The 26,079-nt window shown below is 37.5% G+C and carries 25 protein-coding genes; 15 read left to right on the forward strand and 10 right to left on the reverse strand.

Annotation, left to right across the window (positions count from 1 at the left end; translation table 11 throughout):
• Window position 1 precedes the first annotated feature (1 nt).
• Window positions 2-496 carry a DNA-deoxyinosine glycosylase gene (locus tag ACM46_RS09720; RefSeq protein ID WP_338151991.1) on the forward strand — a complete coding sequence of 165 codons (495 nt, stop codon included), beginning with the start codon at window positions 2-4 and terminating at the stop codon, window positions 494-496.
• Window positions 497-856: 360 nt separating this feature from the next.
• Here the strand turns inward: ACM46_RS09720 and ACM46_RS09725 are convergent, their stop codons facing one another.
• The 4 genes from ACM46_RS09725 to ACM46_RS09740 all read right to left on the reverse strand — a co-directional run bounded on the left by ACM46_RS09725 (window position 857) and on the right by ACM46_RS09740 (window position 5,025).
• Window positions 857-1,894 (reverse strand): phosphotransferase enzyme family protein, encoded by a 1,038-nt coding sequence (locus ACM46_RS09725; protein WP_048506456.1) that lies wholly within the window; start codon window positions 1,892-1,894, stop codon window positions 857-859.
• The gene (locus ACM46_RS09730; RefSeq protein WP_048506457.1) at window positions 1,885-2,790 is read right to left on the reverse strand and encodes a sugar phosphate nucleotidyltransferase; all 906 of its coding nucleotides are present in this window, start codon (window positions 2,788-2,790) and stop codon (window positions 1,885-1,887) included. Before ACM46_RS09730 ends, ACM46_RS09725 begins: the two co-directional genes overlap by 10 nt.
• On the reverse strand, window positions 2,780-4,177 hold the full coding sequence (locus ACM46_RS09735; RefSeq protein ID WP_048506458.1) for a Gfo/Idh/MocA family protein: 1,398 nt from the start codon (window positions 4,175-4,177) through the stop codon (window positions 2,780-2,782). The genes ACM46_RS09730 and ACM46_RS09735 overlap by 11 nt, the downstream gene beginning before the upstream one ends.
• Window positions 4,178-4,332: 155 nt before the next feature.
• Window positions 4,333-5,025, reverse strand: a complete 693-nt coding sequence (locus ACM46_RS09740; RefSeq protein ID WP_048506459.1) for an AIM24 family protein — start codon at window positions 5,023-5,025, stop codon at window positions 4,333-4,335.
• A 181-nt stretch (window positions 5,026-5,206) separates the two neighbouring features.
• Between ACM46_RS09740 and queA the strand changes: the two genes are divergently transcribed.
• From queA to ACM46_RS09765, 5 genes are all read left to right on the forward strand, one after another.
• Entirely contained in the window at window positions 5,207-6,256 is a 1,050-nt protein-coding gene (queA, locus tag ACM46_RS09745) for a tRNA preQ1(34) S-adenosylmethionine ribosyltransferase-isomerase QueA (protein ID WP_048506460.1), read from the forward strand.
• A 71-nt stretch (window positions 6,257-6,327) separates the two neighbouring features.
• Complete coding sequence (gene rlmN / locus ACM46_RS09750; protein ID WP_048506461.1) at window positions 6,328-7,362, forward strand: dual-specificity RNA methyltransferase RlmN; 1,035 nt, start codon at window positions 6,328-6,330, stop codon at window positions 7,360-7,362.
• Window positions 7,363-7,438: 76 nt separating this feature from the next.
• Window positions 7,439-8,359 carry a sterol desaturase family protein gene (locus tag ACM46_RS09755; RefSeq protein ID WP_173426475.1) on the forward strand — a complete coding sequence of 307 codons (921 nt, stop codon included), beginning with the start codon at window positions 7,439-7,441 and terminating at the stop codon, window positions 8,357-8,359.
• A gap of 271 nt (window positions 8,360-8,630) precedes the next feature.
• The gene (locus ACM46_RS09760; RefSeq protein WP_048506463.1) at window positions 8,631-9,509 is read left to right on the forward strand and encodes a hypothetical protein; all 879 of its coding nucleotides are present in this window, start codon (window positions 8,631-8,633) and stop codon (window positions 9,507-9,509) included.
• 73 nt (window positions 9,510-9,582) lie between these two features.
• A complete protein-coding gene (locus ACM46_RS09765) occupies window positions 9,583-10,560 on the forward strand; it encodes a polyprenyl synthetase family protein (RefSeq protein WP_048506464.1) in 978 nt (325 codons plus the stop codon).
• 570 nt (window positions 10,561-11,130) lie between these two features.
• Here the strand turns inward: ACM46_RS09765 and ACM46_RS09770 are convergent.
• Window positions 11,131-11,922 carry a hypothetical protein gene (locus ACM46_RS09770; RefSeq protein WP_048506465.1) on the reverse strand — a complete coding sequence of 264 codons (792 nt, stop codon included), beginning with the start codon at window positions 11,920-11,922 and terminating at the stop codon, window positions 11,131-11,133.
• A 160-nt stretch (window positions 11,923-12,082) separates the two neighbouring features.
• The gene (locus ACM46_RS22955; protein WP_241485987.1) at window positions 12,083-12,379 is read right to left on the reverse strand and encodes a hypothetical protein; all 297 of its coding nucleotides are present in this window, start codon (window positions 12,377-12,379) and stop codon (window positions 12,083-12,085) included.
• A gap of 133 nt (window positions 12,380-12,512) precedes the next feature.
• On the opposite strand from ACM46_RS22955, the gene ACM46_RS09780 reads away from it, so the two are divergent.
• The gene (locus ACM46_RS09780) at window positions 12,513-14,945 is read left to right on the forward strand and encodes an alpha-ketoacid dehydrogenase subunit alpha/beta (RefSeq protein WP_048506467.1); all 2,433 of its coding nucleotides are present in this window, start codon (window positions 12,513-12,515) and stop codon (window positions 14,943-14,945) included.
• A 92-nt stretch (window positions 14,946-15,037) separates the two neighbouring features.
• Here the strand turns inward: ACM46_RS09780 and ACM46_RS09785 are convergent, their stop codons facing one another.
• Window positions 15,038-15,424, reverse strand: coding sequence for a winged helix-turn-helix transcriptional regulator (locus ACM46_RS09785; protein ID WP_048506468.1), 387 nt, complete (start codon window positions 15,422-15,424; stop codon window positions 15,038-15,040).
• A gap of 122 nt (window positions 15,425-15,546) precedes the next feature.
• On the opposite strand from ACM46_RS09785, the gene ACM46_RS09790 reads away from it, so the two are divergent.
• Window positions 15,547-16,608: an NADH:flavin oxidoreductase gene (locus tag ACM46_RS09790; RefSeq protein ID WP_048506469.1), complete on the forward strand. Its 1,062-nt coding sequence runs from the start codon at window positions 15,547-15,549 to the stop codon at window positions 16,606-16,608.
• 226 nt (window positions 16,609-16,834) lie between these two features.
• Here the strand turns inward: ACM46_RS09790 and ACM46_RS23335 are convergent, their stop codons facing one another.
• From ACM46_RS23335 to ACM46_RS09795, 3 genes are all read right to left on the reverse strand, one after another.
• Entirely contained in the window at window positions 16,835-16,996 is a 162-nt protein-coding gene (locus ACM46_RS23335) for a bacteriocin-like protein (RefSeq protein ID WP_157859439.1), read from the reverse strand.
• A 90-nt stretch (window positions 16,997-17,086) separates the two neighbouring features.
• Window positions 17,087-17,245: a bacteriocin-like protein gene (locus tag ACM46_RS23340; RefSeq protein ID WP_157859440.1), complete on the reverse strand. Its 159-nt coding sequence runs from the start codon at window positions 17,243-17,245 to the stop codon at window positions 17,087-17,089.
• A 170-nt stretch (window positions 17,246-17,415) separates the two neighbouring features.
• Window positions 17,416-18,618, reverse strand: coding sequence for a C1 family peptidase (locus ACM46_RS09795; RefSeq protein ID WP_048506470.1), 1,203 nt, complete (start codon window positions 18,616-18,618; stop codon window positions 17,416-17,418).
• Between the two features lie 220 nt (window positions 18,619-18,838).
• On the opposite strand from ACM46_RS09795, the gene ACM46_RS09800 reads away from it, so the two are divergent.
• From ACM46_RS09800 to ACM46_RS09830, 7 genes are all read left to right on the forward strand, one after another.
• Window positions 18,839-19,357, forward strand: a complete 519-nt coding sequence (locus ACM46_RS09800; protein ID WP_048506471.1) for an RNA polymerase sigma factor — start codon at window positions 18,839-18,841, stop codon at window positions 19,355-19,357.
• Window positions 19,358-19,368: 11 nt separating this feature from the next.
• On the forward strand, window positions 19,369-21,849 hold the full coding sequence (locus ACM46_RS09805) for a vWA domain-containing protein (RefSeq protein ID WP_048506472.1): 2,481 nt from the start codon (window positions 19,369-19,371) through the stop codon (window positions 21,847-21,849).
• Window positions 21,850-22,083: 234 nt separating this feature from the next.
• Window positions 22,084-23,517 carry an MBOAT family O-acyltransferase gene (locus ACM46_RS09810; protein ID WP_048506473.1) on the forward strand — a complete coding sequence of 478 codons (1,434 nt, stop codon included), beginning with the start codon at window positions 22,084-22,086 and terminating at the stop codon, window positions 23,515-23,517.
• The gene (locus ACM46_RS09815; RefSeq protein ID WP_048506474.1) at window positions 23,517-24,437 is read left to right on the forward strand and encodes a hypothetical protein; all 921 of its coding nucleotides are present in this window, start codon (window positions 23,517-23,519) and stop codon (window positions 24,435-24,437) included. The genes ACM46_RS09810 and ACM46_RS09815 overlap by 1 nt, the downstream gene beginning before the upstream one ends.
• Window positions 24,438-24,683: 246 nt before the next feature.
• Window positions 24,684-25,187 carry a GbsR/MarR family transcriptional regulator gene (locus ACM46_RS09820; RefSeq protein ID WP_048506475.1) on the forward strand — a complete coding sequence of 168 codons (504 nt, stop codon included), beginning with the start codon at window positions 24,684-24,686 and terminating at the stop codon, window positions 25,185-25,187.
• 77 nt (window positions 25,188-25,264) lie between these two features.
• Window positions 25,265-25,600 (forward strand): hypothetical protein, encoded by a 336-nt coding sequence (locus tag ACM46_RS09825; RefSeq protein ID WP_131707569.1) that lies wholly within the window; start codon window positions 25,265-25,267, stop codon window positions 25,598-25,600.
• Between the two features lie 7 nt (window positions 25,601-25,607).
• Entirely contained in the window at window positions 25,608-26,009 is a 402-nt protein-coding gene (locus tag ACM46_RS09830; RefSeq protein WP_048506477.1) for a hypothetical protein, read from the forward strand.
• Window positions 26,010-26,079 lie beyond the last annotated feature (70 nt).

The following is a 26,079-nucleotide window of genomic DNA, read 5'->3' on the forward strand; positions in this document are numbered from 1 at the left end:
GATGATGCAAAACAGAATTTCCTCATTTCCCCCGGTCATTGATAATCAGGCTGAAATTTTAATTTTAGGTTCAATCCCCGGAGTAAAATCTTTGGAGAAGCAGCAGTACTATGCTCATCCACAAAATAAATTCTGGACTCTTATCTTTCATTTGTTGAATGAAAAACCTACCGACGATTATATGGAACGCCTGAATGTCCTAAAGAAAAATCATATAGCAGTCTGGGATGTCATCGACTCCTGCGAGAGAAAAGGAAGCCTCGATACCGAGATCAAAAACGAAGAAGCCAATCCAATAGCAGAACTTTTGGACGAATATCCCAACATCAAAGCTGTTTTTTGTAACGGAGGAAAATCATACAAAAGCCTGCAGAAACTTTTAGGAAAAAATTACAGACTGCCTATATTTCAGTTACCCTCCACAAGCCCTCTTCATACGGTATCTTTCGACAGAAAACTGGAAGACTGGAAAAAGATTTTGGAATTCCTGATTTGAAGTTTTTTAACCACAAATTTCACGGATGTTCGCGGAGACTTTTCTCTCGCTGATTTTACGGATGACGCTGATTTTATAAAGGACTAAACCTTATAGGTTTTTAATATGCATGAGTTTTAAAACCTATAAGGTTTGATCCGATAATTTCCAGAAGATCTCAGAATTCTTATTTGTGAAAAATCCGCTCAATTCGCGGCATCTGCGAGAATAATAAAAATCTTGGATTTTTTATAAAACTTATGTGCACTTCTTTCCCCATTTTATTCAGCTTCAAAATAACTAAAGCGCGTAAAGACTTTTGTGCCTTTTGTGGTTAATATAAAAACCTTAATGGTTCAATTATTTTTTGTAAAGTATTATCTAATCAATATTTAGATACTCTCTCAAACTCTTCAGTAACTGTAATTGATTTCTGGTCCTGTCCAGATTATGTTCATTATATGTTGTTGAATAATAAGTACTTCCGTTCAGATAATCAGTAAGAAAACGGACAGCCTGAATATAAATAACAGTTTGTGCAGCATAATCAAGATTTTCCAGCTCTTCAAAGGTCAGTTTTTCCTTTAAATTCAATAAAAACCCATCTTTTACAGTTCGGTAAATATGAGGATTGAAATTATTTTCAGCACTTCCGTCGTCTTCATCCAGGGTGTTGGTATATGATCTTGCCATATCACCGAAATCATACAGGATTGTAGAAACCGTTACTGTATCGAGGTCTATAACCGCTAGAGGGCTTGAATTTTCATCGAAAAGTATATTTCTGATATTTGGATCTCCGTGGATGATTCTTTTGGGAAGCAGATTGTTCTTTTCCATATCAATCCATTTTTCGGGAAGAAAAAGGAGTTCGTTCATCATTTCGACTTCTGCTAGGGCATTCATTAGCAAATCTTCGCGGGCATTTTGCAAGGAGATCTGATAATCTGAAATTCTTTTTTCAAAATTAATAAAATCAGGAATCGGGTTCTGAATGTCGGGAAGATGTTCCGGATTGATCATATCCAGAAAACATCCGACAGCTTTTGCCGATTCATAAGCTGTTTTTATATCAGGAATTTTAAAGAAAGTCTTCGTATCTTCAATAAAATCTACCATTCTCCATGATTCTCCGTTTTCATCTTTTAGGATATAGGTTTCTGCTGATAAAGCTTTCTTCGGCTGAGTCATTTTTAACGGATAGTTTCCATTTTCCAGCATTTCATTAATTAACAGATGGTTATCGGTGATGATTTCAGGAAACTTAAAAACACTGGTATTGATTTTTTGAAGAATAAACTTTTCTCCCGATTCATTGTTCTCCACCAGATAGGTTGCATTAATCAATCCGTTGGTGATAGGAGTGAGTGTACAGTTTTCAGTTCCGGTAAATCCGGTTACAATTTGTTTTAGTTCCATAGATTGTCGGGATATCTGTTTTTTTCAGTCTCTGCAGTCAGAAAATCTTTAATACTGCTTTTATCGTCTGCATAGGTAACGCCCATCCATTGAGATGGAGAAGCTTTCACTAATACTTTTGCCTTTTTCTCATCAATCATTCTCTGTACGGCAGAAGGAATGTAAAATTCCTCCGATAGTTCCGGTTCCGATTTCAAAAAATCATCAAAATGGTTTTCAAGCGCATCGAAAACATTTGGATGAAAAATAAAGAAGTTCATAGACACCAGCACGTCGGGAGCGAGGTTAATATCATTTCCGTTCTCGGTATAAACAATTGAATCTCCTTTTCTGCGGATGGAAGTCTGTTCTTCTACTTCTATCAGATAATTTTCTTCATTTAAGGTGCATATTCCCCGGGCAACACTTCCGTTTCCGCTCAAAGTAGATTCTAAGGGATAGGCAGCCATTCCGAACTGTGATCCTGAAATATGAAGGTCTATTTCTTCAGAAGCAAGCTGGTAGGCTTCTTTTCCGTAAAAATCATCGGCATTAATCATGACAAAAGGCTCCTGTATTGCGTTTTTGGCGCAAAGCACGGCATGTCCCGTTCCCCACGGCTTTTCCCGTTGAGAGAAGTCAAAGCCGGCGGGAAGGAAACTTTCTTTTTCCTGATATACCCAGTGAAGTTCAAAATGTTTTTCTTTGGATATTGTATTTAATCTGTCAATATAGCTTTGAGGAATAAGCCTGTTCACAATCACAACAATCTTGCTGAAACCACTTTCCAGCGCATCATAGATAGAATATTCCAGAATAGGAGAACCGTTTTCCAGGATTCCGTCTACCTGTTTCAGTCCTTTGTAACGGCTTCCCAGGCCTCCGGCTAATATGAGCAGTGTTTTTTTAGAATTCATCGGTCATTCCAAATACAGGTTTACGGGTTTTCCACTTTCCGTTGGTGAAATCAGGAATATCTACCACCTGACCGTTTTTCGCAATAGATTCCTCGCTGAGTGGAGTGATAGAGTACCATAGAGCAAGATCATACACATCCATCGGGAATTCTATATTTCGCTTGATACATTCAATGAAGGTGTTCATGACAAAGAAGTCCATTCCGCCGTGGCCAGCACCGGCTGCTGTATTTTCAAACTTTTTCCACATTGGATGATCAAACTCTTTCATCCACTTTTCTGTATTTTCCCATCGGTGGCTGTGATTCATTGTTTTTTCAAAGTAAATATTCCCCTGATTGAAATCTCCCCAGCCGAAATCCTGCCATAAACCTTCCGTTCCCTGTACCCTGAATCCAAGATCATAAGGTCTCTGTAAACTGGTATCGTGAGTTAAAAGTATGGTTTCGCCATTTGCACAGGCAATTTGTGTGGTAACGATATCTCCCTGGTTAAATTTAACTTTTGCATTAGGGTGATTTTCTCCGCCTTTCGGATGTTCCACAATATATTTATGAAGTCCTACCGATTTTGAAGAGAATGAGGAAAGCCTGGTCAGACGGTTTCCACGGTTAATATCCATCATCACGGCTACAGGACCTAATCCGTGGGTAGGATAAAGCTCACCGTTGCGTTTTACATAATGTTCTGTTCTCCAATGGGCTTCGCTGAACCCTTTTTCTCCAAATTCAGCACCCGAATTGTAAGGGGTAACTCCGTCATTGAAAAGAACCCCTCTAAGGTCATGCTGATAGCCGCCTCTTCCATGAACCAATTCTCCGAACATTCCTTTACGGACCATATTCAAAATAGCCATGATATCTCTGCGGTAGCATACATTTTCCATCATGAAAATAGGAACTTTCGTCTCTTCGTATACTTTTACAAACTCCCAGCAGTCCTGCAGTTTGATAGCTCCCGAAACTTCCATTCCTACAATTTTTTTAGCTCTCATAGCCTCTGTACCCTGCGGAAGGTGCCATTCCCATGGAGTAGCAATAACTACCGCGTCTATGGTTTTTAGCTTTAATAGATTTCTGTAATCGTAATCGCCGTTTGAGAATTCCTGAGCTGCCGATTTATTATTGTCTTTCAGTATTTTCTGAGAAGCGGCAAGCATTCTTTTATCGGGATCTGCAAAAGCCACGATCTCTACGTCATTACGTTTGGCCAGGAGTTTTACATGTTCCTGCCCTCGTAGACCTACGCCGATAAAACCGACACGGACTTTTTTATCTGATTTAAAATCATTGGAATAAGCAAATAAAGAATTCGGTAAAACCAATGCCCCAAAACTTGCCAGGGTTGCGGTTTTAATAAAGTTTCTGCGTGAAGTGGTGGTGTTCATTCAAATTTTTTTTTAAATATATTAAAAAGTTGCGAGGTAAAGGGTATTGGACTCCGGTTTAACAGGATGGGATTTGAAATTTGGAATAAAAATAAAAAAACGGCTACCCTCTGAAATAGGAAGCAGCCGTTTTACAATGATCAATTTTTAATATATTATTTCTCTGTGAAATATACTTCTTCATAAGGTTGGATCAATACCCATCCGTTTCCTGAAAATTTCATCTGAAACTCTTCACCGCTTCCTCTTCCGATAAGGCTTTTGAAAGAAACATTGGTCTTCAGATCCGGGCTCAGATTTCCGGACCATGCTACTGTAGCATTAGGATCTGTGAAAACCGGATTATCGGGAGTTACCATCAATGTAAGCGGTTCGCCGTGAGTAGTTATTGCAATATGCCCCGTTCCGGAAAGTTTTACCTGGAAAAGACCGCCGGCCATCATTCCCGCAATACTTTTAAGCATGGTAATATCGCTTTTTACACTCTGTTCATGAGCCAGTACATCGTTTCCGTTTACACATACGGATTCATTGTTAAGGTAAAGAATACGTACTTTTTTACCGGAATCTGCTACATACAGCCTTCCGCTTCCTTCTGCTTTCATCAGCTTTGTTCCTTCACCACTGATCGCTTTCTTTAAAAGATTGCCAATACCTCCAGCCAGCATTCCCTGTCTTTCGAAGTTGATACCTCCTACATAGCCTACCATGCTTCCTCTTTTGGTCCATACCGCCTGATTATTAAGATTAATTTCCAATAAATGCGGAGTTTCTAGTTCGAAATAATCTTTTTGTTGTGGATTTTCTTTGGTTTCGTTCACGAAAGCTTCTAATGAATATTTGCTCATAAGTGTAAAGTTTTAAAATATTTCCAAAAATAATCTTTTTAGGCTTTATAAATATCCGTAAAATCACGGTTTTAAATTAGATTTTAAATAATACTTGACAAAGGGGTGTTCAATGTCGTATATTTGCACTCCGAAAATTGCAAACGTAATTTTAGTAATTTTTAAACCGTAATTTAAAAAAATGAAAACATCAGATTTTAATTTTGATCTTCCTGCGGAATTATTAGCAGAACATCCATCTGAACACAGAGACGAAGCCAGATTAATGGTTCTTAACAGAAAAACAGAAACTATTGAGCATAAACTGTTTAAGGATGTAGTTGACTATTTCGACGAGAAAGATCTGTTCATATTCAACAATACTAAGGTTTTTCCTGCCCGTCTTTATGGAAACAAAGAAAAAACAGGAGCTAAAATCGAAGTTTTCCTTTTAAGAGAGCTTGATAAAGAAACCAGAGTATGGGATGTACTTGTAGATCCTGCAAGAAAAATCAGAATCGGTAACAAATTGTTCTTTACTGAAGATGAATCTTTGGTAGCTGAAGTTATTGATAATACCACTTCAAGAGGAAGAACGCTAAGATTCTTATTCGATGGTTCTTATGACGAATTCAGAACAAAACTGAAAGAATTAGGAGAAACTCCGCTTCCAAAATACATCAAAAGAGCTGTAGAGCCGGAAGATGCTGAAAGATATCAGACCATCTATGCAAAAGTGGAAGGAGCAGTAGCTGCCCCTACAGCAGGTCTTCACTTCTCTAAGCATTTGATGAAAAAATTGGAGATCAAAGGAATTGATTTCGCTGAAGTAACTCTTCACGTTGGTTTAGGGACGTTCAACCCGATTGAGGTAGAAGATCTTTCTAAGCACAAAATGGAGTCTGAGGAAATCATCATCGACGAGAAAAATGCTGAGATCATCAACAGAGCGGTAGATGCCCACAGAAGAGTTTGTGCAGTAGGTACCACTACAATGAGAGCATTGGAAACTTCTGTTTCTTCAAACAAAAAGATTTCTGCATTCAACGGCTGGACGAACAAATTCATTTATCCGCCTCACGATTTTGGAGTAGCAAACTCTATGATTACCAACTTCCATACGCCAAAATCAACATTATTGATGATGATTGCAGCGTTTGCTGGAAGAGATTTTATTATGCATGCTTATGAAGAAGCCGTAAAAGAAAAGTATAAATTCTATTCTTACGGTGACGCAATGTTAATTCTATAAAAAAAGATATAAGGTGAAAGGTTGCAGGTAATAGTATCTGCGACCTGAAACCTGTCATCTGCCACCTTACAATGAAAGATATCCGTATATTATCACTGGACCAGCTTAAAGATTACTTTGTGACTTTAGGAGAGAAACCGTTTCGTGCGAAACAGGTTTATGACTGGCTGTGGAGTAAAAACCTCCATTCGATTGATGAAATGACGAATCTTTCGAAGTCTCTCAGAGAAAAAATTTCTGAAGAATATACCATCAACCCCGTATCTGTAGACCAACTTCAGAAAAGTACGGACGGAACCATTAAAAATGGGGTGAAACTTCACGACGGACTTCTGGTAGAATCTGTTCTTATTCCTACAGAGACAAGAACCACAGCCTGCGTTTCTTCACAGGTAGGATGTTCCTTAAACTGCGAATTCTGCGCAACGGCAAGGCTGAAAAGAATGCGAAACCTTGAAGTTGCGGAAATTGTAGATCAGGTAGCCCTGATTGACAGCCAGAGCAAAATGTACTTTAACAGACCGCTTTCCAATATCGTTTTTATGGGAATGGGAGAGCCTATGATGAATTACAAAAATGTAGTGGAAGCCATCAGAAAAATTACCCAGCCGGAAGGTCTCGGAATGTCTCCAAGAAGAATTACCGTTTCCACATCCGGAATTCCCAAAATGATTAAAATGCTTGCAGACGATGAGCTGCGGGTAAAACTGGCACTTTCTCTTCACTCTGCAATAGAGTCCAAACGTAACGAAATTATGCCTTTCTCAGATAAATTTCCACTGACGGATATTATGGAGGCACTTCAGTACTGGTATCAGAAAACCGGTTCTGTGATTACGTTTGAATACTGCGTATGGAAAGGAATAAATGATGGGGATGAAGATATTAAAGCCCTTATCAAATATTGTAAACAGGTTCCTTCCAAAGTGAATCTTATCCAGTATAATCCTATCGGTGACGGAAAATATGACCAGTGTAACAAGCAGGCAGAAGATAATTATGTACGCCAGCTGGAGAATGCAGGCATTACCGTGATGATCAGAAAAAGCCGTGGCGGAGATATTGATGCAGCCTGCGGACAGCTCGCCAATAAAACGACGGATTAAAATTTCCTTAAAAAAAACCAAAACTTTTCTTAAAAATTCACTAAAGCCCTACCTTTACATAAAGTAAAAAGTTATTATGGACTTCTTTATGAGCGAGGATGGCTTGGAAAATGTATATGCATGGTCGATTCCGGTTCATGCTGCCGTTATTTTGGCGGAAATGATCTACAGCCATGTTTCTGAAGCTAAACTGTACAACGGGAAAGATGTTGCTACAAGCATTTATCTTGCTTTGATGAACTTCGGTCTAGATCTGATCATGAAGGCTTTTGCCATGGGAGTCATGTTTTTCTTTTATCATCACCGGCTTTTTACCTGGGATTTTACGGTATGGTACTGGCTGATCTGCTTCGTTATTACAGATTTCGCCTATTATGTTCTTCATTATGTAGACCATCATTCAAGAGCGTTCTGGGCAGTCCATATTACCCATCACAATTCAGAATATTTCAATCTGACAACAGGTTTCAGAAGTCCTGTTTTACAACCTCTGTACCGGTATCTTTATTTTTCCCCTCTGGCCTTTTTAGGCTTTAATCCATGGCATATTATGGTCGTTTACGCAATAGGGCAGGTATATGGAACATGGGTACATACACAGACCGTAAAAACCATGGGTATTCTGGAGTATATTTTGGTGACGCCATCCCATCACAGAGTACATCATGCCTGTAATATCAAATACCTGGATAGAAACATGGGAATGTGCCTCATTATCTGGGATAAGATGTTCGGAACCTTTGAAAAAGAAGATCCCAATGTTCCTGTAAAATACGGAATATACCCCAAAATGCCGGATAATAAACCGGATACGGTTCTGTTGTATGAATGGAGAAAGATCTGGAAAGATATCAGACAACCGGGCTTGAAAATATCGGATAGAATTAATTATATCTTCAATTCTCCTGGCTGGAGACATGATGGTACAGGAAAAACGGTGAGACAGTATCAGAAAGACTATTTAAAGAAGCAGGCGCAAAAACGGGAGCAGAAATAAAAGTTTATTGGTTTTTAAATGCTTACTATTTTATTAAACCACAAAAGTCACAAAAGTTTTTGAACGCTTTAGCTATTTTGAAGTTGAATAAAATGAGGAGAGAAGTGCTTATAAGTTTTAAAAAAATCAAAGATTTTTATTCTTTGTGGAATAAATCTGCTAAATCTCTTTTATCTGCGAGAGTTTAAAATAATTGAACCATTAAGTTTCTTTAAGCTTTTAAGAATATTAAGGTGAGCTCTAATTCCCACTAAACCCTTATTTTTGTTTCATGAAAAAAATCCTTCTTTTCACAGCAGTCCTTATTTTCCAGTCATCATTTTCGCAGCAGACAGAATTTTTTAAGATCAGAAAATTCAGAGTAGGTTATTTAGATGATAAGATTCAGGAAACATCAGGACTTAGCATTCTGAACGGAAAATTGTATACATTCAATGACAGCGGCAATGCTCCGGAACTTTTTGAACTGGATGAAACTTCCGGCAGTATAAAAAATACAGTAACCGTCAATGCTAAAAATAAAGACTGGGAAGCTCTGACCAACGACGGAAAGAATTTCTACATTGGAGATTTTGGAAATAATGGCGGTACAAGAAGAGATCTGGAAATCTATAAACTCCCTTTTCAAAATAATGAACCCCAAAATGATTCTATCGCAAAAATAACATTTTATTATCCTGAGCAGACGGAGTTTATTCCTCAGTATACCAACAACGATTTTGATGCTGAAGCTATGATCTATCTCAACGGAAAACTGCATTTGTTTACCAAAGAATGGAAATCTAAATCAACCTCTCATTATATCATTGATCCTGAAGTTACTGAAAAACAGAAAGCAGAAAAAATAGAATTTTACAAAACCGGTTTTGTTGTAACCGATGCCGCTTATTTTGAGAAAAAACTTTATTTGGTAGGATATACAAAGAAAACGGAAGTCTTCCTGAATATTTTTACAGAAACGGAACCTGGAATCTTTTTTAAGGAAGCCCCTAAACATTATTATCTCGGTGGTGCCCTGACGGTAGGGCAGATTGAGGGAATTACCGTGAATGATGCCGGAATTTATATTTCCGGGGAAAAATTCAAATCAAGGTTGGGAAGTGCGCAGCCCGCGCTTTATTTTATTCCAAAGAAAGAACTCAAAGATTAATTTTGTCTTAAAATTGCGTGAAAAAAATTATCTTTGTGAGAATTAATAGTTATTTATCTTTCATTCACAGATTTTGGGAAACATTGTAGAAGAAATCAAACGACCAATCAATGAGGAAATGAAACTTTTCGAGCAGAAGTTTTATGAATCGATGCAGAGTAAAGTGCCTTTATTAGATAAAGTAACCCGTTTTATTGTTACTACTAAAGGGAAACAGATGCGTCCAATGTTCGTATTTCTGTGTGCAAAACTAGTGGGTGAGGTGAATGAAAAAACGTACCGCGGAGCCTCCATGATCGAACTGATTCATACCGCAACTCTGGTACATGACGATGTGGTGGATGAAAGTTTCAAAAGACGTAATTTTTTCTCAATTAATGCTTTATGGAAAAATAAGATTGCGGTGCTGGTAGGGGATTATCTTTTATCGAAATCGGTACTGCTGTCTACGGACCATAAAGATTATGACCTTTTAGGCGTCATTTCAAGAACGATCCGTGAGATGTCCGAGGGTGAGCTTCTGCAGCTGGAAAAGGCCAGAAAACTGGATATTACGGAAGATGTTTACTACGAGATCATCCGCCAGAAAACAGCTACTTTAATTGCGGCATGCTGCGAGATAGGAGTTCTTTCCAATAATGCTGATGAAACACTTGCCAAAAAGATGATGGATTTCGGAACCTATACCGGAATGGCCTTTCAGATTAAAGATGACCTTTTCGATTATCTGAGTTCCAATGTGATCGGAAAACCTGTCGGAATTGATATTAAAGAGCAGAAAATGACACTTCCTCTGATCTATACATTGAAGAATGCCTCTGAAAAAGATAAAAAATACTACTTCAATACCATTAAGCGTTATAATAATGACCAGAAAAGGGTAAAAGAGCTTATAGAATTTGTAAAAAGTTCAGGAGGTATGGATTATGCCATCAAGGTGATGAAAGATTTCCAGCAGAAAGCGAAAGACATTCTCAATGAATTTCCGGACTCTGAAGCTAAAAAATCATTACACAGCATGCTGGATTATGTGATTCAACGAAAATTTTAAAACAACAATAAAAAAAAATCTGAATGTTTCCGGCATTCAGATTTTTTTTTGATAAAGCTGTTTAACCTTTTTTATTAAACCACAAAAGTCACAAAAGTTTTATTTTAAACACTTTAGTGACTTTTAAGTTTAAATACTTTGCGTATAGAAGTTCACATAACCCTTTAAAAATCTTTGATTTTTATTCTTTTGAGAGCTTTTATCAGATCTAACATCTGTGCAAATAGCTTTTGTCTCTTTTGTGGTTAAGCTTAAAATGTGTTTAACAGACTTATTTTATACTTTTAATGTCCTGCAAAAAAGTTTAAACAAGTTTGATATAAAAAGTTCATTTAACCTTAGTTCGAGATAAAACATTTCAGCTTTTATCATGATATAAGGAAGTCAGAAGCTCGAAGAGGGAAGTTATTGAAGTCCAAAGATAGAAATACAGGGGTGTTTTTATTCATATTTTTAAAACTACTTCAATACATGTAAAAGAAATTGTTAAATACTTACCGTCCAATAGTAGCTTCCATCCTCCATCTTCCAATCTTTTAATCTTAATTCTTATTCTTAGCTCTGGTTAATTTATATTTTTTGTACCGTAACGTTGGTTACATTTCCACTTCCCGTACTTCCGGTTTCAGTTGCCAAAACAGTAGCACTCTGATTCGGAGCAGCTGTAAAACGAACCTGATAACCTGCTGTAGGGATTAACAGTAGCGTTGTATAGTTCATTAATTCCCCAATGGTTCCCGAATTCGCAACAGCATTATAATGACTTCCTCTTCCTAAATAATCTGCATCCGGAACCGGTCTTATCCCCAGCAGCAATTGTGTTCCTGCCGCCATATTTGTGAAACTGGCCTGTAAAGTAACAAGATAATTGCCTGCCTGATTAAACGTTAAAACACCCGTTGAAGTATTATAGTTGTAGTAGGCAGAAGTAGCCAACGGAGCAGAGAATACCAAAGTAGTAGCTGTAACAGTCGTTAAATTTTGATTACCGGCAAGACGGGCATGAAATAATGAATAAGAATTAAAATTAATAGTCTTTAGAACTCCTGTTGCATCGGCTACTACAACTCTGTCGGTACCTCCTATCCCAACATTGGTATTGATATCCCGGACCCGTATGTTTCCGGTACCAATATCGAGTTTTTCAGAAGGGGTGATAGTTCCAATGCCTACATTACCAGTATTGGTTACAGAAAAATCGTTAGCCTGCTGTGTTGCAGAAGGAGCTCCGGAAGTGGGGTTGTCTTTTCCTGCATCAATATGGAAATAGGTTTGTGGATTGCTGGTGTTAATACCAATTTGTGCAAAAGCGTGAAATGATAGTGTAAAAACACTAACAGCCGTTAATAATTTTCGTGTCATTTGAATTTGTTTTTTTATGAAATAATTTTTCAAAAACTTCAAATTTCAAATACTATACCATAAAAATGAAAATGTTGAAAAATCGAATAACTTCTATTTTCTTTAATTAGTATTATTTCTGTTGTAATCAATGAAAAGGTTAATGAAGCAATTTTCAGAGCTATAATATCTTTATAGTGACAATAATAACGGCTAAGACGACGCAAAATAAAGCGATTAAAAATAAATAATCCGCAATAGTCTCATATTTGATTTCCCGCTTTTCGCTTCTTGTTCTGATGGCCAAAAAAGAGAAAAAACAGCTGCACGCAAAAAGAATACAGGCAAGCCCGGCAAATTCATCCAAATGGGTATTCCCACTCATTTTAGTGATTTTCAGCGAAGTAATGATAAGCAGGGAAAATCCCAAAAGATTGCTGGATGCATTAAGGATGTGGGGCGATTTTTTTTCCATCATTTACAATTTTTTACAATATAAAACACATTTTTTTTATTATCAAATTTTTAAAAAAAATTATTGAAAATTAAAATTAATTTAAAAATTGTATATTAGCACCCTACTTGAAGAATAAAAACTTTTATATCTAGCTATGCAGACAACCTATATTGAAACACAGCAAATTTCCTTCCAGGATTTTAAAAATCAGATACTTGATGATTACAGATTGGGAAGGATTTCACGCGAGATGTCTTATCTTGGAAGAAGAGAAGTGCTTACAGGAAAAGCTAAATTCGGAATTTTTGGGGATGGTAAGGAGCTTCCTCAGCTAGCCATGGCGAAGGTTTTCAGAAATGGAGACTTCCGTTCAGGATATTACAGAGATCAGACTTTTGCATTAGCAGCAGATGCTTTAACGGTTGAAAGCTTTTTTGCGCAGCTGTATGCAGATACAAGCGTGGAAAGAGAGCCTGCATCGGCCGGAAGACAGATGAACGGGCATTTTGCTACAAGAAGCTTAAATGAAGACGGAAGCTGGAAAAATCTTATGGAGCAGAAGAATATTTCTTCTGATATTTCTCCTACGGCAGGTCAGATGCCAAGACTTTTAGGTTTGGCTCAGGCTTCTAAAGTGTATAAAAGTGTAAAATTTGACGGATCCGAGAAGTTTTCCAATGGAGGTAATGAGATTGCTTTCGGAACAATCGGGGATGCATCTACAGCAGAAGGACATTTCTGGGAAACATTGAATGCAGCCTGTGCACTTCAGGTTCCTATGATTGTTTCTATCTGGGATGACGGATACGGAATTTCAGTTCCAACAAAAAACCAGAGAGCAAAAGCGGATATTGCTGAAATGTTAAGCGGGTTCCAAAGAAAAGATGGTGAAAACCAGGGCTGTGAAATCATTCAGGTAAAAGCCTGGGATTATCCTGCATTATTGGATGCCTACGCAAGAGCAGAGCATTTCGCAAGAACGGAAAGCATTCCTGTTGTAGTTCACGTAATTGAAGTTACGCAGCCTCAGGGACATTCCACATCCGGATCTCATGAGCGATATAAAAATGAAGATCGTCTTTCCTGGGAAGCAGACTTCGACGGATTGGTGAAGTTCAGAGAATGGATCCTTAACTATTCGATAGAAATTGAAGGAAAAGAAGAAATCATCGCTTCAGCAGAAGAATTGGATGCTATAGACGATGAAGCTAAAAAAATAGTAAAAGCAGGACAGAAAAATGCCTGGGAAAACTACCAGAAGACCATTACAGATCTTATTCAGTCTGTTCTTCCGTTAGTGGAAAACCTTAAAGGTCAGAATGCTGAAATTGAAGGATATATCGGACAGTTCAAAAAATTGGTTTCTAAAGCCAAAAAAGATATTTTCCACCTTACAAGAAAGGCTTTGTTAGCTACAAGAGGAACCAGTTCAGCGGAAAGAACTCAATTGATGCAGAAGTACAATGAAGTTTTTGAAGTAGAAAAAGACAACTATTCTTCCCACTTATATTCACAGTCTCAGTGGAAAGCTGAAAATATAAAAGAAATCAAGCCTGTTTTTTCTGAAAGCTCTGAAGAAGTAGACGGAAGAGTTGTGGTTAGAAATAACTTCGACAAAATTTTTGAAAAATATCCTGAAACTTTAGTATTTGGTGAAGATGCCGGAAATATCGGTGACGTAAACCAGGGATTGGAAGGAATGCAGGAAAAATACGGTGAAGTACGTGTAGCAGATACAGGTATCCGTGAAGCAACAATTCTTGGTCAGGGGATCGGTATGGCGATGAGAGGTTTGAGACCTATCGCTGAGATTCAGTACTTAGACTATATTTTATACTGTTTACAGGGAATGAGTGACGATCTTGCCACAGTTCAGTACAGAACAAAAGGAGGGCAGAAAGCACCTGTAATTATCAGAACAAGAGGTCACAGACTAGAAGGAGTATGGCACTCAGGATCTCCAATGGCAGGGATTCTTAACCTTTCCAAAGGAATTCTGGTATTGGTACCAAGAAACTTAACGAAAGCCGCAGGATTCTACAATACAATGCTTCAGAGTGATGATCCAGCAGTTATTGTTGAATGTCTGAACGGATACAGATTAAAAGAAAAGCAGCCTGATAACTTAGGTGAGTTCACGGTTCCTGTCGGGAAAATTGAAGTAACGAAGGAAGGAAAAGATGTTACATTGGTAACGTACGGTTCTACCTGGAGAATTGTTATGGATGCAGCTGAAGAACTGGAAAAATTAGGAATCTCTGCAGAAGTGATTGATGTTCAGTCATTAATTCCATTCGATTTAACAAATGAAATTGCTGAAAGCGTGAAAAAAACCAACAGATTGGTAGTGATTGACGAAGATGTGGAGGGAGGTACTTCAGCATTTATCCTTCAGCAAATCCTTGAAAAGCAGAAAGCATTCAGATATTTGGATTCAGATCCGCTGACGATTGCAGCCAACGATCACAGACCTGCTTATGCAAGTGACGGAGATTACTTCAGCAAGCCGTCTTCAGATGATATGGTAGAAAGAATCTACGCCATGTTCAATGAAACAAATCCTCAGAAATATCCTGCGATATTTTAATGGAGGTTTTTAGATAAAATTAAACCGCTTTCTTTTGGGAAGCGGTTTTTTTTATAATGACTAATTTCTAAAATAATTCAGATAAAAAGCAATCAGGCCTTAACCTTCTTTTCTGCTTCTTTAGCCAATGCAGCACAGCTTTTCTCAGAATGGAAATCTTCTGTAGTAAACTTCGCTTCCCACTCCTCCAGCAGATACAAAATAGGCAGCAAAGCCAATCCTTTTTCTGTAAGCGAATATTCCACTCTTGGCGGCAGTTCTTTAAACTCTTCTCGGATGACCAGGCCATCAGTCTGCATTTCTTTCAACTGATCGGTCAGTACTTTTCTGGAGATCACATGAATACGTACGGCAAGCTCTCCAAAACGAAGTTTGCGGTCCTTGATCACCAGTACAATAATCGGTTTCCACTTGCTTCCTAAGGCAGACATTGCTTTGCCTAAAGGACAGCTGTATTTCATCAGTTCATTCTTTACCATGCGTTACTTTTATGTTACTAATGTAAGTTACTGCGAAGTTACCACTATTTTTTCAATAAAAGATACAAAAACAAACTATTATTAGTTACTTTGTGTAACAATTATAAAATACCAATTTAAAAATGAGTACAGAATCATTATTTAAACCATTTGTTTACAAAAATCTTGAACTTAAAAATAGAATAGTAATGGCTCCTATGACCAGAGCACAATCTGATAATGGAGTTCCTACCCAGAATATTGCAGAATATTATGCGAGAAGAGCTGCTGCTGAAGTAGGTTTGATTCTTTCCGAAGGAACAGTGATCAACAGAATTGCTTCAAAAAATATGCAGAATATCCCTGATTTTTACGGGAATGAAGCATTGGCAGGCTGGAAAAATGTGATCAATGCCGTACACCAGAACGGAGGAAAAATGGGACCACAGATCTGGCATGTAGGAGATACAAGAATGACCGAGGATTATCCGCTGGCACCGATGGAGAAAGCTTCTACAATGACTTCAGAAGATATTCAGGATACCATTGCACAGTTTGCAGCTTCTGCAAAATCCGCAAAAGATTTAGGATTTGATGTGGTTGAAGTTCATGGCGCACACGGTTATCTTATCGACCAGTTTTTCTGGGAAGTAACCAATACCAGAACGGATGAATACGGAGGAAAAACAATCAAAGAGAGAAGCCGTTTTGCGGTAGACGTCATCAAGGCGATAAGAGCTGCGGTAGGAGAGGACTTTACTATTATCCTTCGTCTTTCTCAATGGAAGCAGCAGGATTACAGCAGCAGACTGGCTTCCACTCCAGCAGAAATGGAAGAATGGTTATTGCCTTTAAAAGAAGCAGGTGTGGATATTTTCCACTGTTCACAACGCCGTTTCTGGGAACCTGAATTTGAAGGTTCTGATTTAAATTTTGCAGGATGGGCTAAAAAAATTACAGGACAGCCAACAATCACGGTAGGTTCTGTAGGATTGAAAGGAGACTTTATGAGTGCTTTTGCAGGTCAGGGAACCGAAAAAACGGACCTTACCGAACTGATTAAGAGACTGGACAATGAAGAGTTTGATCTCGTGGCTGTAGGACGCGCACTTTTACAGGATCCTCAGTGGGTTCAAAAAATAAAAACAGGAAATACGGAAGAGCTGTTGGATTTTTCAGCAGAAAGCATGGCGAAACTGTATTAAACTAATAGTGAATAATGAAAAGTGAAAAGTGAATTTGCTTCGCAGTGAATTTTTTTATTCCGGAGGTATATGGATTAAGTATTCACTTGTGTAGCAAAATAGACCATTCACCATTGACTTTTCACTATTCCCAAACTCTATTTTTCTTTATTTTTATATATAATTTTCACCTATTTATTTTAAGAAACCCGCTTTCAGATGTTCTGGAAGCGGGTTTTAATAGGTATTAGTCTGGACATTCCATCGTGTTGGAAATACACTTCCAACGGGATGGGAAACCATTTTTAGGCGGAATATAACATGCTGTGGTTCCTTCCGGACATTCCGGTGCATTTCCACCATTGATTTTTTTTAAATCAGGTTTTGTTAATTTTTTTAGATTTTTCATAGAAAAAAATAGGTTTGGTAATACAAATAATATTTAAAAGACATAAGGTAAACCCGCTTTCAGAAATTTAAAAAGCAGGTTTCGGCAGGTTTAATGTCTACATCCGAATTCGGCTGGCTCGCAGCTCCAATACGCAGGGAATCCCGGCTCTTTATAACGGCAAGCAATTTGTCCGCCTTCACATACAGGTGCATTTCCACCATTGATTTTTTTCAGTTCTGATTTTTCTAATTTCTTTAGATTTTTCATATGTAATAATTTGTTGATGACTAAAAGTAGGATATTTTCACTACATAGCGAAATGTTTTTCCGAAAAATTATCAATCATATAAAACAACAGCGCTCCAAATGCATGGAGCGCCGTTTTAACAGATTTAAATATCTAAAATTACCGTAGTGACCGGTAACAGTGATTTTTATTATAAACCAATATTTTTGGTAGGCTTTAATTGTTTAAGAATACTTTTTGGAATCGCATTTTTATGAACCAGAATAGCCGTGGATTTATATTCTACATAAGGTCTTGTCACATACAAATAACCCTCGAAATCATTGGTTACACCCCAGGAGTTTTTAACCATATAATATTCTTTTCCGGTCTGATCTTTTGCCAATCCTACGATATGCATCCCGTGATCATCCGTTGTAGAAAGGTTGTTCAGGGCTTTCTGACGCATATCTTCCGTAATGGTCTTATCTTTTTTTGGCTCTGTAAATAAAGTCTGTTTATTTTCAGCCGTGATTTGATTGAGCTCCATATCCGGAACATAAGCTACTCCGTTTTTGTAAGAGAAATAAGGCTCGGAAACATCAGTGGCCCATCCCACAGAATATCCTTTGTTGACTGCGTTATCAATAATAGCTGTCAAATCTTTCATCGGAACATTCCAGTCAGAATCATGGCTCCAGTTATCAGGAATCGGAACTACAAATTTCTGATAATATGGGTAATCTTTGTAAGACGAAATTTCTACATAATCTTCAGGATTGATTCCTACCACTTCTTTAGCGAATGTTTTAGGCGTATAGTTTTTTCCTTCGTAGGTAAAGTTAGCCGGAACTTTTCCCAGGTATTCATCCAGAATAGCATCTACAGAATCCATCCAGTTATCTGTAAGCTGTCCTTTTGAACCTGCCTGAACAAGACTGTCCAGAACCGGTTTTAATTTCCCTTGCATTTCCTTAAAGTTGTTCAGAGTCTGTCCGGATTTCAATCCTGTATACACGTCCTGAGGTACAGCACCATATTTTTTGTACATATTCACAACATCGTGCAGCTCACCTCCGTCTCCCCAGCTGATGGCTCCGTTGTTAAGAACATATAATTTAGCTTTGTCATGATAAGAATTTCTTGCCGTAAATATTTCAGCAAGATCTACAGGTTTTTTACCCATTCTCTGCATTTCAGATTCAAGGAAAGAATTTCCCGAATAACTCCAGCATGTTCCTGATGAACCCTGGTTTTTTACTGAAGTTGCACCCACGTCTTTTAACGCTGTGAACTGAAAATTAGCATTTTGAGATTGATTGTTTTTTAATTTGTTGATCAAGTCATCTTGGGCAAACATCATACTTCCTGCAGACAAAACAAAAAGTAATGAGGCCATTTTGGTATTTTTCATTACTATAAAAAGATTATTTATATGAATAGTCGTTGTTATTAAAGATTTGTTACAAACGGAAAAGTTAAATTTGAATAGGGAAAAAGTGAAAAGGCTAATAAGCAAAGAAGGCTAAGAAAGCCAATTTGTAAATCAGCCTATTTGCCTTTTATTTAAAAAAAAACAAATGTTTCCAACCTATCTCAAAGTTGATGCATCTATAACAGTATAAAGCCTGACTATGGAAAGAGAATTATTAATAGAATGCCAACGTAACAGCCGCAGTGCACAGCGGAGGGTTTACGAGAAAATGGCCGGCAAGCTGTACGCAGTCTGCAGACGCTATCTGAAAAATGATGAAGATATTGAAGAAGTATTGGCCGATACTTTTTATAAAATATTTACAAAAATTACCCAACTCCAGAATCTGGACACCTTTGAAGGCTGGGCAAAAAAAATTGCAGTCAATGAATGCCTTCAGAAGCTGAGAGCTGCTAAAGCGCAGTTCGTTTCTATGGATGATGATTTTGCAGAAACATCCGGTGCTTCATCAGAAAGCATTTCGTTTGAAAAAGATATCCTGAACTTGCTGAACTTCCTTCCAGAAGGCTGCAGAGCCATATTCAATCTGTTTGCCATTGAAGGATATCCGCATAAGGAAATTGCAACCATGCTTTCTATCAGCGAGGGAACATCAAAATCACAGCTGAATTTTGCCAGAAAAAAATTACAGGAACTTTTGGTTAATCAGAACATTTAAACTTTAGAGAAATGGAAAATAATCACGATATAGATAAAAGATTCAATGACGCTTCCAGGCTTTCGGAAGAACCTGTTTTTCCGGGTTTTGAAAAAGTATGGGCGAAGGTTGAAGAAAAATTAGAGCAAAAAAAGGAAACAAAAAGAATGCTTCCTGTATGGCTTCCCTATGGAATAGCTGCCAGTTTAATAATAGGTCTTGGGGCGTTTTATTTTATCAGTAAAGATACAATAGCAGAAACCCAAAAGCCTTTAATTGTAGAAAACAGAACCGGGATAAGTTCCGGAAAGAATGATATTCAGGCTGTAGACAGTACCATTCAATCCAATATTAAAAAAGAAATTGAAGCTTCGAAATTACCACAAAAGTCACCTGCCTTAGCTTATGAAGATACTGGAATTCCAGATCATAATGGTAAAGCAGCTGTTGGGAAAAAGTATGATGAGATCTATACTTTAAGAAAAGCAGATTACACAACAGATGAATATAATATCAGAAAGCAGCAGGAAGCAGCAGTTCCGGCTCCGCAGAAAAGAGGAGGACAGTGGAAAGATACTTTAAAGACTCAAAGCATTGATGAAGTAGTTCTAGTGGGAGTTATGCCGGTAAAAAAAGTGGCTTATACATCAAGTGCCGTAAGTGTGCAGTCAAATTATATTGCCTCCAATACAGCTACCCAGGCACTTCAGGGAAAGGTGGCAGGTGTTGCGGTGCAGGCTTATGGAACTAAAAGAATAAGAAAAAAAGATCAGGCTATCAATACTTTCAATAGCATTAATAACGGTTATTTAAGTCAGGCTCCAATAAGCATAAGGGGAATGTCCAGTTTAAATGAGGGCAATAAAGCATTATTTATTGTTAATGGTGAAGTCGTAAAAGACGATTTTTTCCGGGCATTAAATCCTAAAAAAATTAAAAGTGTTGACGTCGTAAAAGGAGCTGCTGCATCTGCATTGTTTGGAGGTCAGGCAGCCAACGGGGTCATTATTGTCCGCACCAAAAGACTTTCCAGAAAGGAAAAAAGAAGAATGGAGGAGATACAGAAGACCATCAGCCAGTACAAACAGAACCCTGTTTCCGATAATGAAGGTTATGATGAATTTGTAGAAAATCCTTTTGAACTCACAAAGAGCCAGCCGCTTTCCACTTTTTCCATTGATGTAGACAATGCAGCCTATTCCAATATCAGAAGAATGATCAATAATGGGCAGACGGTAGATAAAAATGCAGTAAGAATTGAAGAAATGATCAATTATTTCAAATACAGCTACCCGCAGCCTAAAAATAACGATCCTTTTTCCATCAATACAGAATACAGCGATGCTCCATGGAATCCGGGTCATAAGCTTTTAAAGATAGGCCTTCAGGGAAAAAATGTGACGATGGATAAGCTTCCTGCATCTAATCTCGTATTTCTGATAGATGTTTCAGGGTCTATGGATGCTCCTAATAAGCTGCCTCTTCTGAAATCTTCTTTCAAGGTTCTTCTGGATCAGCTCAGACCGCAGGACAGAGTAGGGATTGTGGTGTACGCAGGGAGTGCAGGTATGGTTTTATCTCCTACATCTGCAAAGGAGAAAACCACAATAATTAATGCTCTTGACAATCTTCAGGCGGGCGGAAGCACAGCCGGAGGAGAAGGAATCGAACTGGCTTATAAACTGGCCCAGGAACATTTCATTAAAGGCGGAAACAACCGTGTGGTGATTGCTACAGACGGGGACTTCAATGTAGGAGCTTCTTCAACTACGGATGTAAAAACACTGATCGAAGAAAAAAGGAAATCCGGAGTTTTCCTTACCTGCCTCGGTTTCGGGATGGGGAACTATAAAGACAATATGCTTGAAACCCTCGCAGATAAAGGAAACGGGAATTATGCCTATATTGATAATCTTCAGGAAGCCAATAAATTTCTGGGAAAAGAATTTGCAGGAAGCATGTACGCCATTGCAAAAGATGTAAAGATCCAGATTGAATTTAATCCTGAATATGTAAGCTCTTACCGCCTTATCGGATACGAAAACAGAAAACTGAGAAATGAAGATTTTACGAATGATAAAATTGATGCCGGCGAATTAGGAAGCGGACATACGGTAACCGCTTTATACGAGGTGATTCCCGCTCATACGAAATCTGAATTTCTGCCTGAAGAAAATAAGTTGAAATACAACAAAACTTCCCCTTCTGAAAATTTCAGCGATGAACTGGCAACCATTAAATTCCGCTATAAAAATCCTGACGGAGATAAAAGTAAAGAAATCATTCAGACGGTAAAGAATGAAAATAATTCAAAGGTATCCGTAAGCCCGGACTTTAAGTTTGCTTCATCCATTGCCTGGTTTGGTCTCGTCCTAAGAAAATCTGATCTGATCAGGAAGAAAGAGCTCTCCGACATTGAAAAGCTCGCAAGGGAAGGAAAGGGGAACGATGAAGAAGGTTACAGATCTGAGTTTTTAAGACTTGTGGAAAGCTATAAAGCCATTTCAAAATAATTTTCATACAAAAGGAATTTCCACGGAAATTCCTTTTTCATTAAAGAGGTATCATTGTTAAAAAATGAAGCCGGCGCTGTTTTTTTCAAATTTGTATATTTTATTATGTTAAATTGATTTTTATTGAAATGATACGCTCTTGTTTAAGTTTAATTTGATAAATTAAATTAATTTCTCAATAATTATAAACAACTTCTTTTTCTATATTTGCCAAAACAAATTTGAAAAATATAGATGCTATTTAATTCCCTCTCGTTTGCCATTTTTTTTCCGATTGTATTTTGCCTTTACTGGCTTACCAATAGAAATCTGAAATGGCAAAACACTATTCTTTTAATTGCCAGCTGTTATTTTTACTCATGTTGGGACTGGCGGTTTCTCTTTCTGCTGATGTTTTCCATAGGACTGGATTATGTATCCGGAATCAAAATTGAAAACAGTAAAAATAACCGGGAAGCTAAGTTTTGGCTGGTATTGAGTATTGTTATCAATTTAGGCTTTCTCGGCTTCTTTAAATATTACAATTTCTTTATTGAAAGCTTTTCGGATTTCCTGCTCAATATGGGATTGAAAGTGAACATCTGGCTTCTCAACGTTATACTTCCTGTAGGAATTTCGTTTTACACTTTTCATGGGCTTTCCTACGTGATTGATGTCTATAAAAAAAGAATAAAAGCGGAACGTAACTTTGTAGATTACAGTTTGTTTGTTAGCTTTTTCCCTTTGCTGGTAGCGGGCCCTATTGAAAGAGCGACCCATTTACTGCCTCAGATCAAGGTTCAGAGAAAGTTCAGCTATGAAAATGCGGTAAGCGGATTGCGGCAGATTCTTTGGGGGCTGTTCAAAAAAATTGTTATTGCAGATCAGTGTGCGATTTATGTGAATGAGATCTTTGCACACCACCACGGACTTTATGGAAGTACTTTGGTGGTTGGGGCCATCCTTTTTGCATTTCAGATTTATGGAGATTTTTCAGGGTATTCGGATATTGCTCTAGGTACGGCGAGACTGCTCGGATTCGATCTATTGAAAAACTTCAATTATCCTTACTTCTCACGTGATATTGCTGAATTCTGGAGAAGATGGCACATTTCACTTTCATCATGGTTCCGGGACTATCTTTATATTCCTTTAGGAGGAAGTAATGGGGGCAACTGGATGAGAATCAGGAATACCTTTATCATATTTCTCGTCTCGGGATTCTGGCATGGTGCTAACTGGACGTTTATTGTTTGGGGCTTGCTTAATGCTTTGTTTATCATGCCTTCAATTATTTTTAAAACAAACAGAAATAACTTAAATGTTGTTGCTGCTGACTCATTATTTCCCAATTTTAAGGAAATCCTGATGATGGGCTTTACGTTTGCCCTCACCGTTTTTGCATGGATATTTTTCAGGGCTGATAGTGTTGGAGACGCACTGGCCTATATCCGCAGAATCTTCAGCTTTTCACTATTGAAATACCCGCAGAAAGACGTTCTGTGGCTGGTGGCTGTGATCCTGTTTTTTATGTCGATAGAATGGTTTGGAAGAAAAGACAATTTTGCGATAGAAAAAATTTATCTCGACAAGAACCGCTTCTTTAGATGGACTTTTTATTATATACTGATCGGGGCCATTATTTATTTTTCAGGTGAAGAACAAGTTTTTATTTATTTCCAGTTTTAATGAAAAAATTATTAAAAAATATCGTCTACTTTATATTTCCCGTTGTGGCAGTTTTAGTGGCAACAGAATATCTGGCGGAAAATATTCCCAACGAATACAGCATCAAAAATGATTATCTGGAGAAAAATTCGGATACGGTAGAGGCGCTTTATCTCGGAAATTCCCATGTCTATTTCGGAATCAATCCGGAATATTCAACACATAAATCGTATAATGCAGCTTACATATCACAATCCATTAATCTGGACTGGATGATTGTCGGAAAATACAACTGGAAAGACCTGAAGTACATCATTATTCCTGCCGATTATGTATCCATGTATTACACGCTGGAAACCGCCAATGATAAATGGAGAATTAAAAATTACAATGTCTATTACCATTTCAGGATAGGGTACAACCCGATCAATTACACAGAGATTTTTACCGGGAAAATCAAGGATCAGGTCAAAAGAATTGATGAATTTTATATAGCAAATCAGAAAAATATACAGAGTAATGATCTTGGATTCGGGACGGCATACCGATATCCTTCACCTCTTGATATTGCTAAAACCTCGAAAGAGGCTGCTAAACTACATACATTTGACATCCGGTCCGATAAGTATCAGAACAATTTCAAAATAAACAAAGCAGCGCTGTATGATCTTGCCGCTTTTGCAAAGAAGAAAAACATCAAAGTCGTTTTCCTTTCATCTCCGGTATGTAAAAAATATTTTGATGGCTGTGACAAAACCCAGCTTTCCAATACCATGAAAGTATACAGCGACTTGCTTGCAAAATATCCTGAAACCTGCTCTCACCTTAATTACATGGAAAGTTCTTATTTTAATGAATCTGATTTCTATGACGGAGACCATCTTAATAACCGTGGAGCCCAAAAACTGACTGTACTGGTAGAAAGCCAATTGGGTAAATAGAAACAATTAAAACATTTTTCAAAATAAAATTTTAATCAACCTGAATTTGGATTAAGGAAATTAATAGGTTGCAGATAGAAGCTAGAGGTTGGTAATTCCTATTCTTCCTAATATGATCCTTGTCAAGGTTTTGAACCTTGACAAGGATTGTTCTTTTTTAAAGAAATATTTTAAAATTAATTTTCAAAAATTATTGAAAATTCAAAAAATATAATTACATTTGTTACAGAAATAAAATAGCAACAAATGAAACTTTCAGAAGCAAAAGAAAAGTACATCCAGACCTGGGGAACATTCGCTACCAATTGGGGAATCAACCGTACGATGGCGCAGGTTCATGCATTGCTTCTGGCAAGCGGAAAGCCACTTTCTACGGATGAGGTGATGAAGCAGCTGGAAATTTCAAGAGGAAATGCCAATATGAACCTTCGGGCTCTGATAGACTGGGGAATTGTAAGAAAAGAATTCATTAAAGGTGACCGGAAAGAATATTTTGTAGCAGAGAAAGATGTTTGGTATCTGTTTAAGCAGATTACAAAAGAACGCAGAAAGAGGGAAATAGAACCCGTAATCTCCTTTCTGGAAGAGCTGAAAAATATTGAAGACAACGACTCCCAGGAAGCCAAAGAATTTGTAAAACTGATGGACGATTTCAGTTCGGTAACTGGAAAGATCAACAATATTATGGATCTGGCGATTAAAAGTGATGATCACTGGCTGGTAGGAAAAATAACCAACCTGTTAAAATAGAAGAGGATTTATTCCTTTTTTATTTGAATTTAATTTTCAAAAATTACTGAAAATATAATATTTATAAGATGTTTAATATGATCTCATATATCATTTTCCTTACGGTAAGCTCTTACATTACCGTAGATGTGGGCAGAAGATGCTTTCAGGCAGGAAAGTCTTATCTGGAATATCTTATTCATGATCAGGAAATGTGTCTTACCATCAACAGGATTCTTCTTGGATGTTATTACCTGTTGAATCTGGGCTATATCGCTGTTAATCTTGCATTCTGGGACCGTGTCAGCTCTGTTGAAGAAATGATTGCAGTTACAGCCATCCGCATCGGAAACATCGTTCTGATCTTATGTGTACTGCATTATATCAACATTTTTACGCTTTACTTTTTAAGAAAAAAATTAATCCTAAAATAATACAACTATGAGCGCTACTATTTTAACCACAACGTACAACTTTTCAGCGTACATGATTTATCTGCCTGTTGTCATTGCCCTTACCGTATTGGTATCCCAGTTTCTGTTCAAAAATTCAAAGGCATTTATGATTGATATTTTTCATCATAAAAAAGATATTGCAATGGCTACCAACGCCCTGTTCAAGATTGGCTTCTATCTTCTGAATATAGGTTTTGCCCTTTGCATTATTGAATTTTTTCAGATTGAAACCATAGAAATGCTCGTTGTCTCTCTAAGCAAAAAAATCGGAGGTTTCTCTATGTATCTGGGACTGATGATGCTTCTGAATCTTCTTCTGTTTCTAAAAGGTCGTAAACATGCCATGAATAAAGAAAAACTCATTGAAAATGAAAACACTCCTCTTTAAGATCTGGATGTATCTTACCTTCAGATCCTCCCACAAAAGAACCCGGAACGATTTTTTAACCTTTTAATAA

Origin of the sequence: Chryseobacterium angstadtii, assembly GCF_001045465.1 — a bacterium.
Taxonomy (GTDB): Bacteria; Bacteroidota; Bacteroidia; order Flavobacteriales; family Weeksellaceae; genus Chryseobacterium; species Chryseobacterium angstadtii.

What these genes read in the sequence shown, in the direction of transcription:
- ACM46_RS09725 (WP_048506456.1), bottom strand. Translation starts at nt 1,894, where the DNA reads ATGGAACTAAAACAAATTGTAACCGGATTTACCGGAACTGAAAACTGT.
- ACM46_RS09740 (WP_048506459.1), bottom strand. Translation starts at nt 5,025, where the DNA reads ATGAGCAAATATTCATTAGAAGCTTTCGTGAACGAAACCAAAGAAAAT.
- ACM46_RS09795 (WP_048506470.1), bottom strand. Translation starts at nt 18,618, where the DNA reads ATGAAAAATACCAAAATGGCCTCATTACTTTTTGTTTTGTCTGCAGGA.
- ACM46_RS09805 (WP_048506472.1), top strand. Translation starts at nt 19,369, where the DNA reads ATGGAAAATAATCACGATATAGATAAAAGATTCAATGACGCTTCCAGG.
- rlmN (WP_048506461.1), top strand. Translation starts at nt 6,328, where the DNA reads ATGAAAGATATCCGTATATTATCACTGGACCAGCTTAAAGATTACTTT.
- ACM46_RS09830 (WP_048506477.1), top strand. Translation starts at nt 25,608, where the DNA reads ATGAGCGCTACTATTTTAACCACAACGTACAACTTTTCAGCGTACATG.
- ACM46_RS09770 (WP_048506465.1), bottom strand. Translation starts at nt 11,922, where the DNA reads ATGACACGAAAATTATTAACGGCTGTTAGTGTTTTTACACTATCATTT.
- ACM46_RS09760 (WP_048506463.1), top strand. Translation starts at nt 8,631, where the DNA reads ATGAAAAAAATCCTTCTTTTCACAGCAGTCCTTATTTTCCAGTCATCA.
- ACM46_RS09815 (WP_048506474.1), top strand. Translation starts at nt 23,517, where the DNA reads ATGAAAAAATTATTAAAAAATATCGTCTACTTTATATTTCCCGTTGTG.
- ACM46_RS09720 (WP_338151991.1), top strand. Translation starts at nt 2, where the DNA reads ATGATGCAAAACAGAATTTCCTCATTTCCCCCGGTCATTGATAATCAG.
- ACM46_RS09800 (WP_048506471.1), top strand. Translation starts at nt 18,839, where the DNA reads ATGGAAAGAGAATTATTAATAGAATGCCAACGTAACAGCCGCAGTGCA.
- ACM46_RS09780 (WP_048506467.1), top strand. Translation starts at nt 12,513, where the DNA reads ATGCAGACAACCTATATTGAAACACAGCAAATTTCCTTCCAGGATTTT.
- ACM46_RS09810 (WP_048506473.1), top strand. Translation starts at nt 22,084, where the DNA reads ATGCTATTTAATTCCCTCTCGTTTGCCATTTTTTTTCCGATTGTATTT.
- ACM46_RS09790 (WP_048506469.1), top strand. Translation starts at nt 15,547, where the DNA reads ATGAGTACAGAATCATTATTTAAACCATTTGTTTACAAAAATCTTGAA.
- ACM46_RS09825 (WP_131707569.1), top strand. Translation starts at nt 25,265, where the DNA reads ATGATCTCATATATCATTTTCCTTACGGTAAGCTCTTACATTACCGTA.
- ACM46_RS09735 (WP_048506458.1), bottom strand. Translation starts at nt 4,177, where the DNA reads ATGAACACCACCACTTCACGCAGAAACTTTATTAAAACCGCAACCCTG.
- ACM46_RS22955 (WP_241485987.1), bottom strand. Translation starts at nt 12,379, where the DNA reads ATGATGGAAAAAAAATCGCCCCACATCCTTAATGCATCCAGCAATCTT.
- queA (WP_048506460.1), top strand. Translation starts at nt 5,207, where the DNA reads ATGAAAACATCAGATTTTAATTTTGATCTTCCTGCGGAATTATTAGCA.
- ACM46_RS23335 (WP_157859439.1), bottom strand. Translation starts at nt 16,996, where the DNA reads ATGAAAAATCTAAAAAAATTAACAAAACCTGATTTAAAAAAAATCAAT.
- ACM46_RS23340 (WP_157859440.1), bottom strand. Translation starts at nt 17,245, where the DNA reads ATGAAAAATCTAAAGAAATTAGAAAAATCAGAACTGAAAAAAATCAAT.
- ACM46_RS09755 (WP_173426475.1), top strand. Translation starts at nt 7,439, where the DNA reads ATGGACTTCTTTATGAGCGAGGATGGCTTGGAAAATGTATATGCATGG.
- ACM46_RS09820 (WP_048506475.1), top strand. Translation starts at nt 24,684, where the DNA reads ATGAAACTTTCAGAAGCAAAAGAAAAGTACATCCAGACCTGGGGAACA.
- ACM46_RS09730 (WP_048506457.1), bottom strand. Translation starts at nt 2,790, where the DNA reads ATGAATTCTAAAAAAACACTGCTCATATTAGCCGGAGGCCTGGGAAGC.
- ACM46_RS09785 (WP_048506468.1), bottom strand. Translation starts at nt 15,424, where the DNA reads ATGGTAAAGAATGAACTGATGAAATACAGCTGTCCTTTAGGCAAAGCA.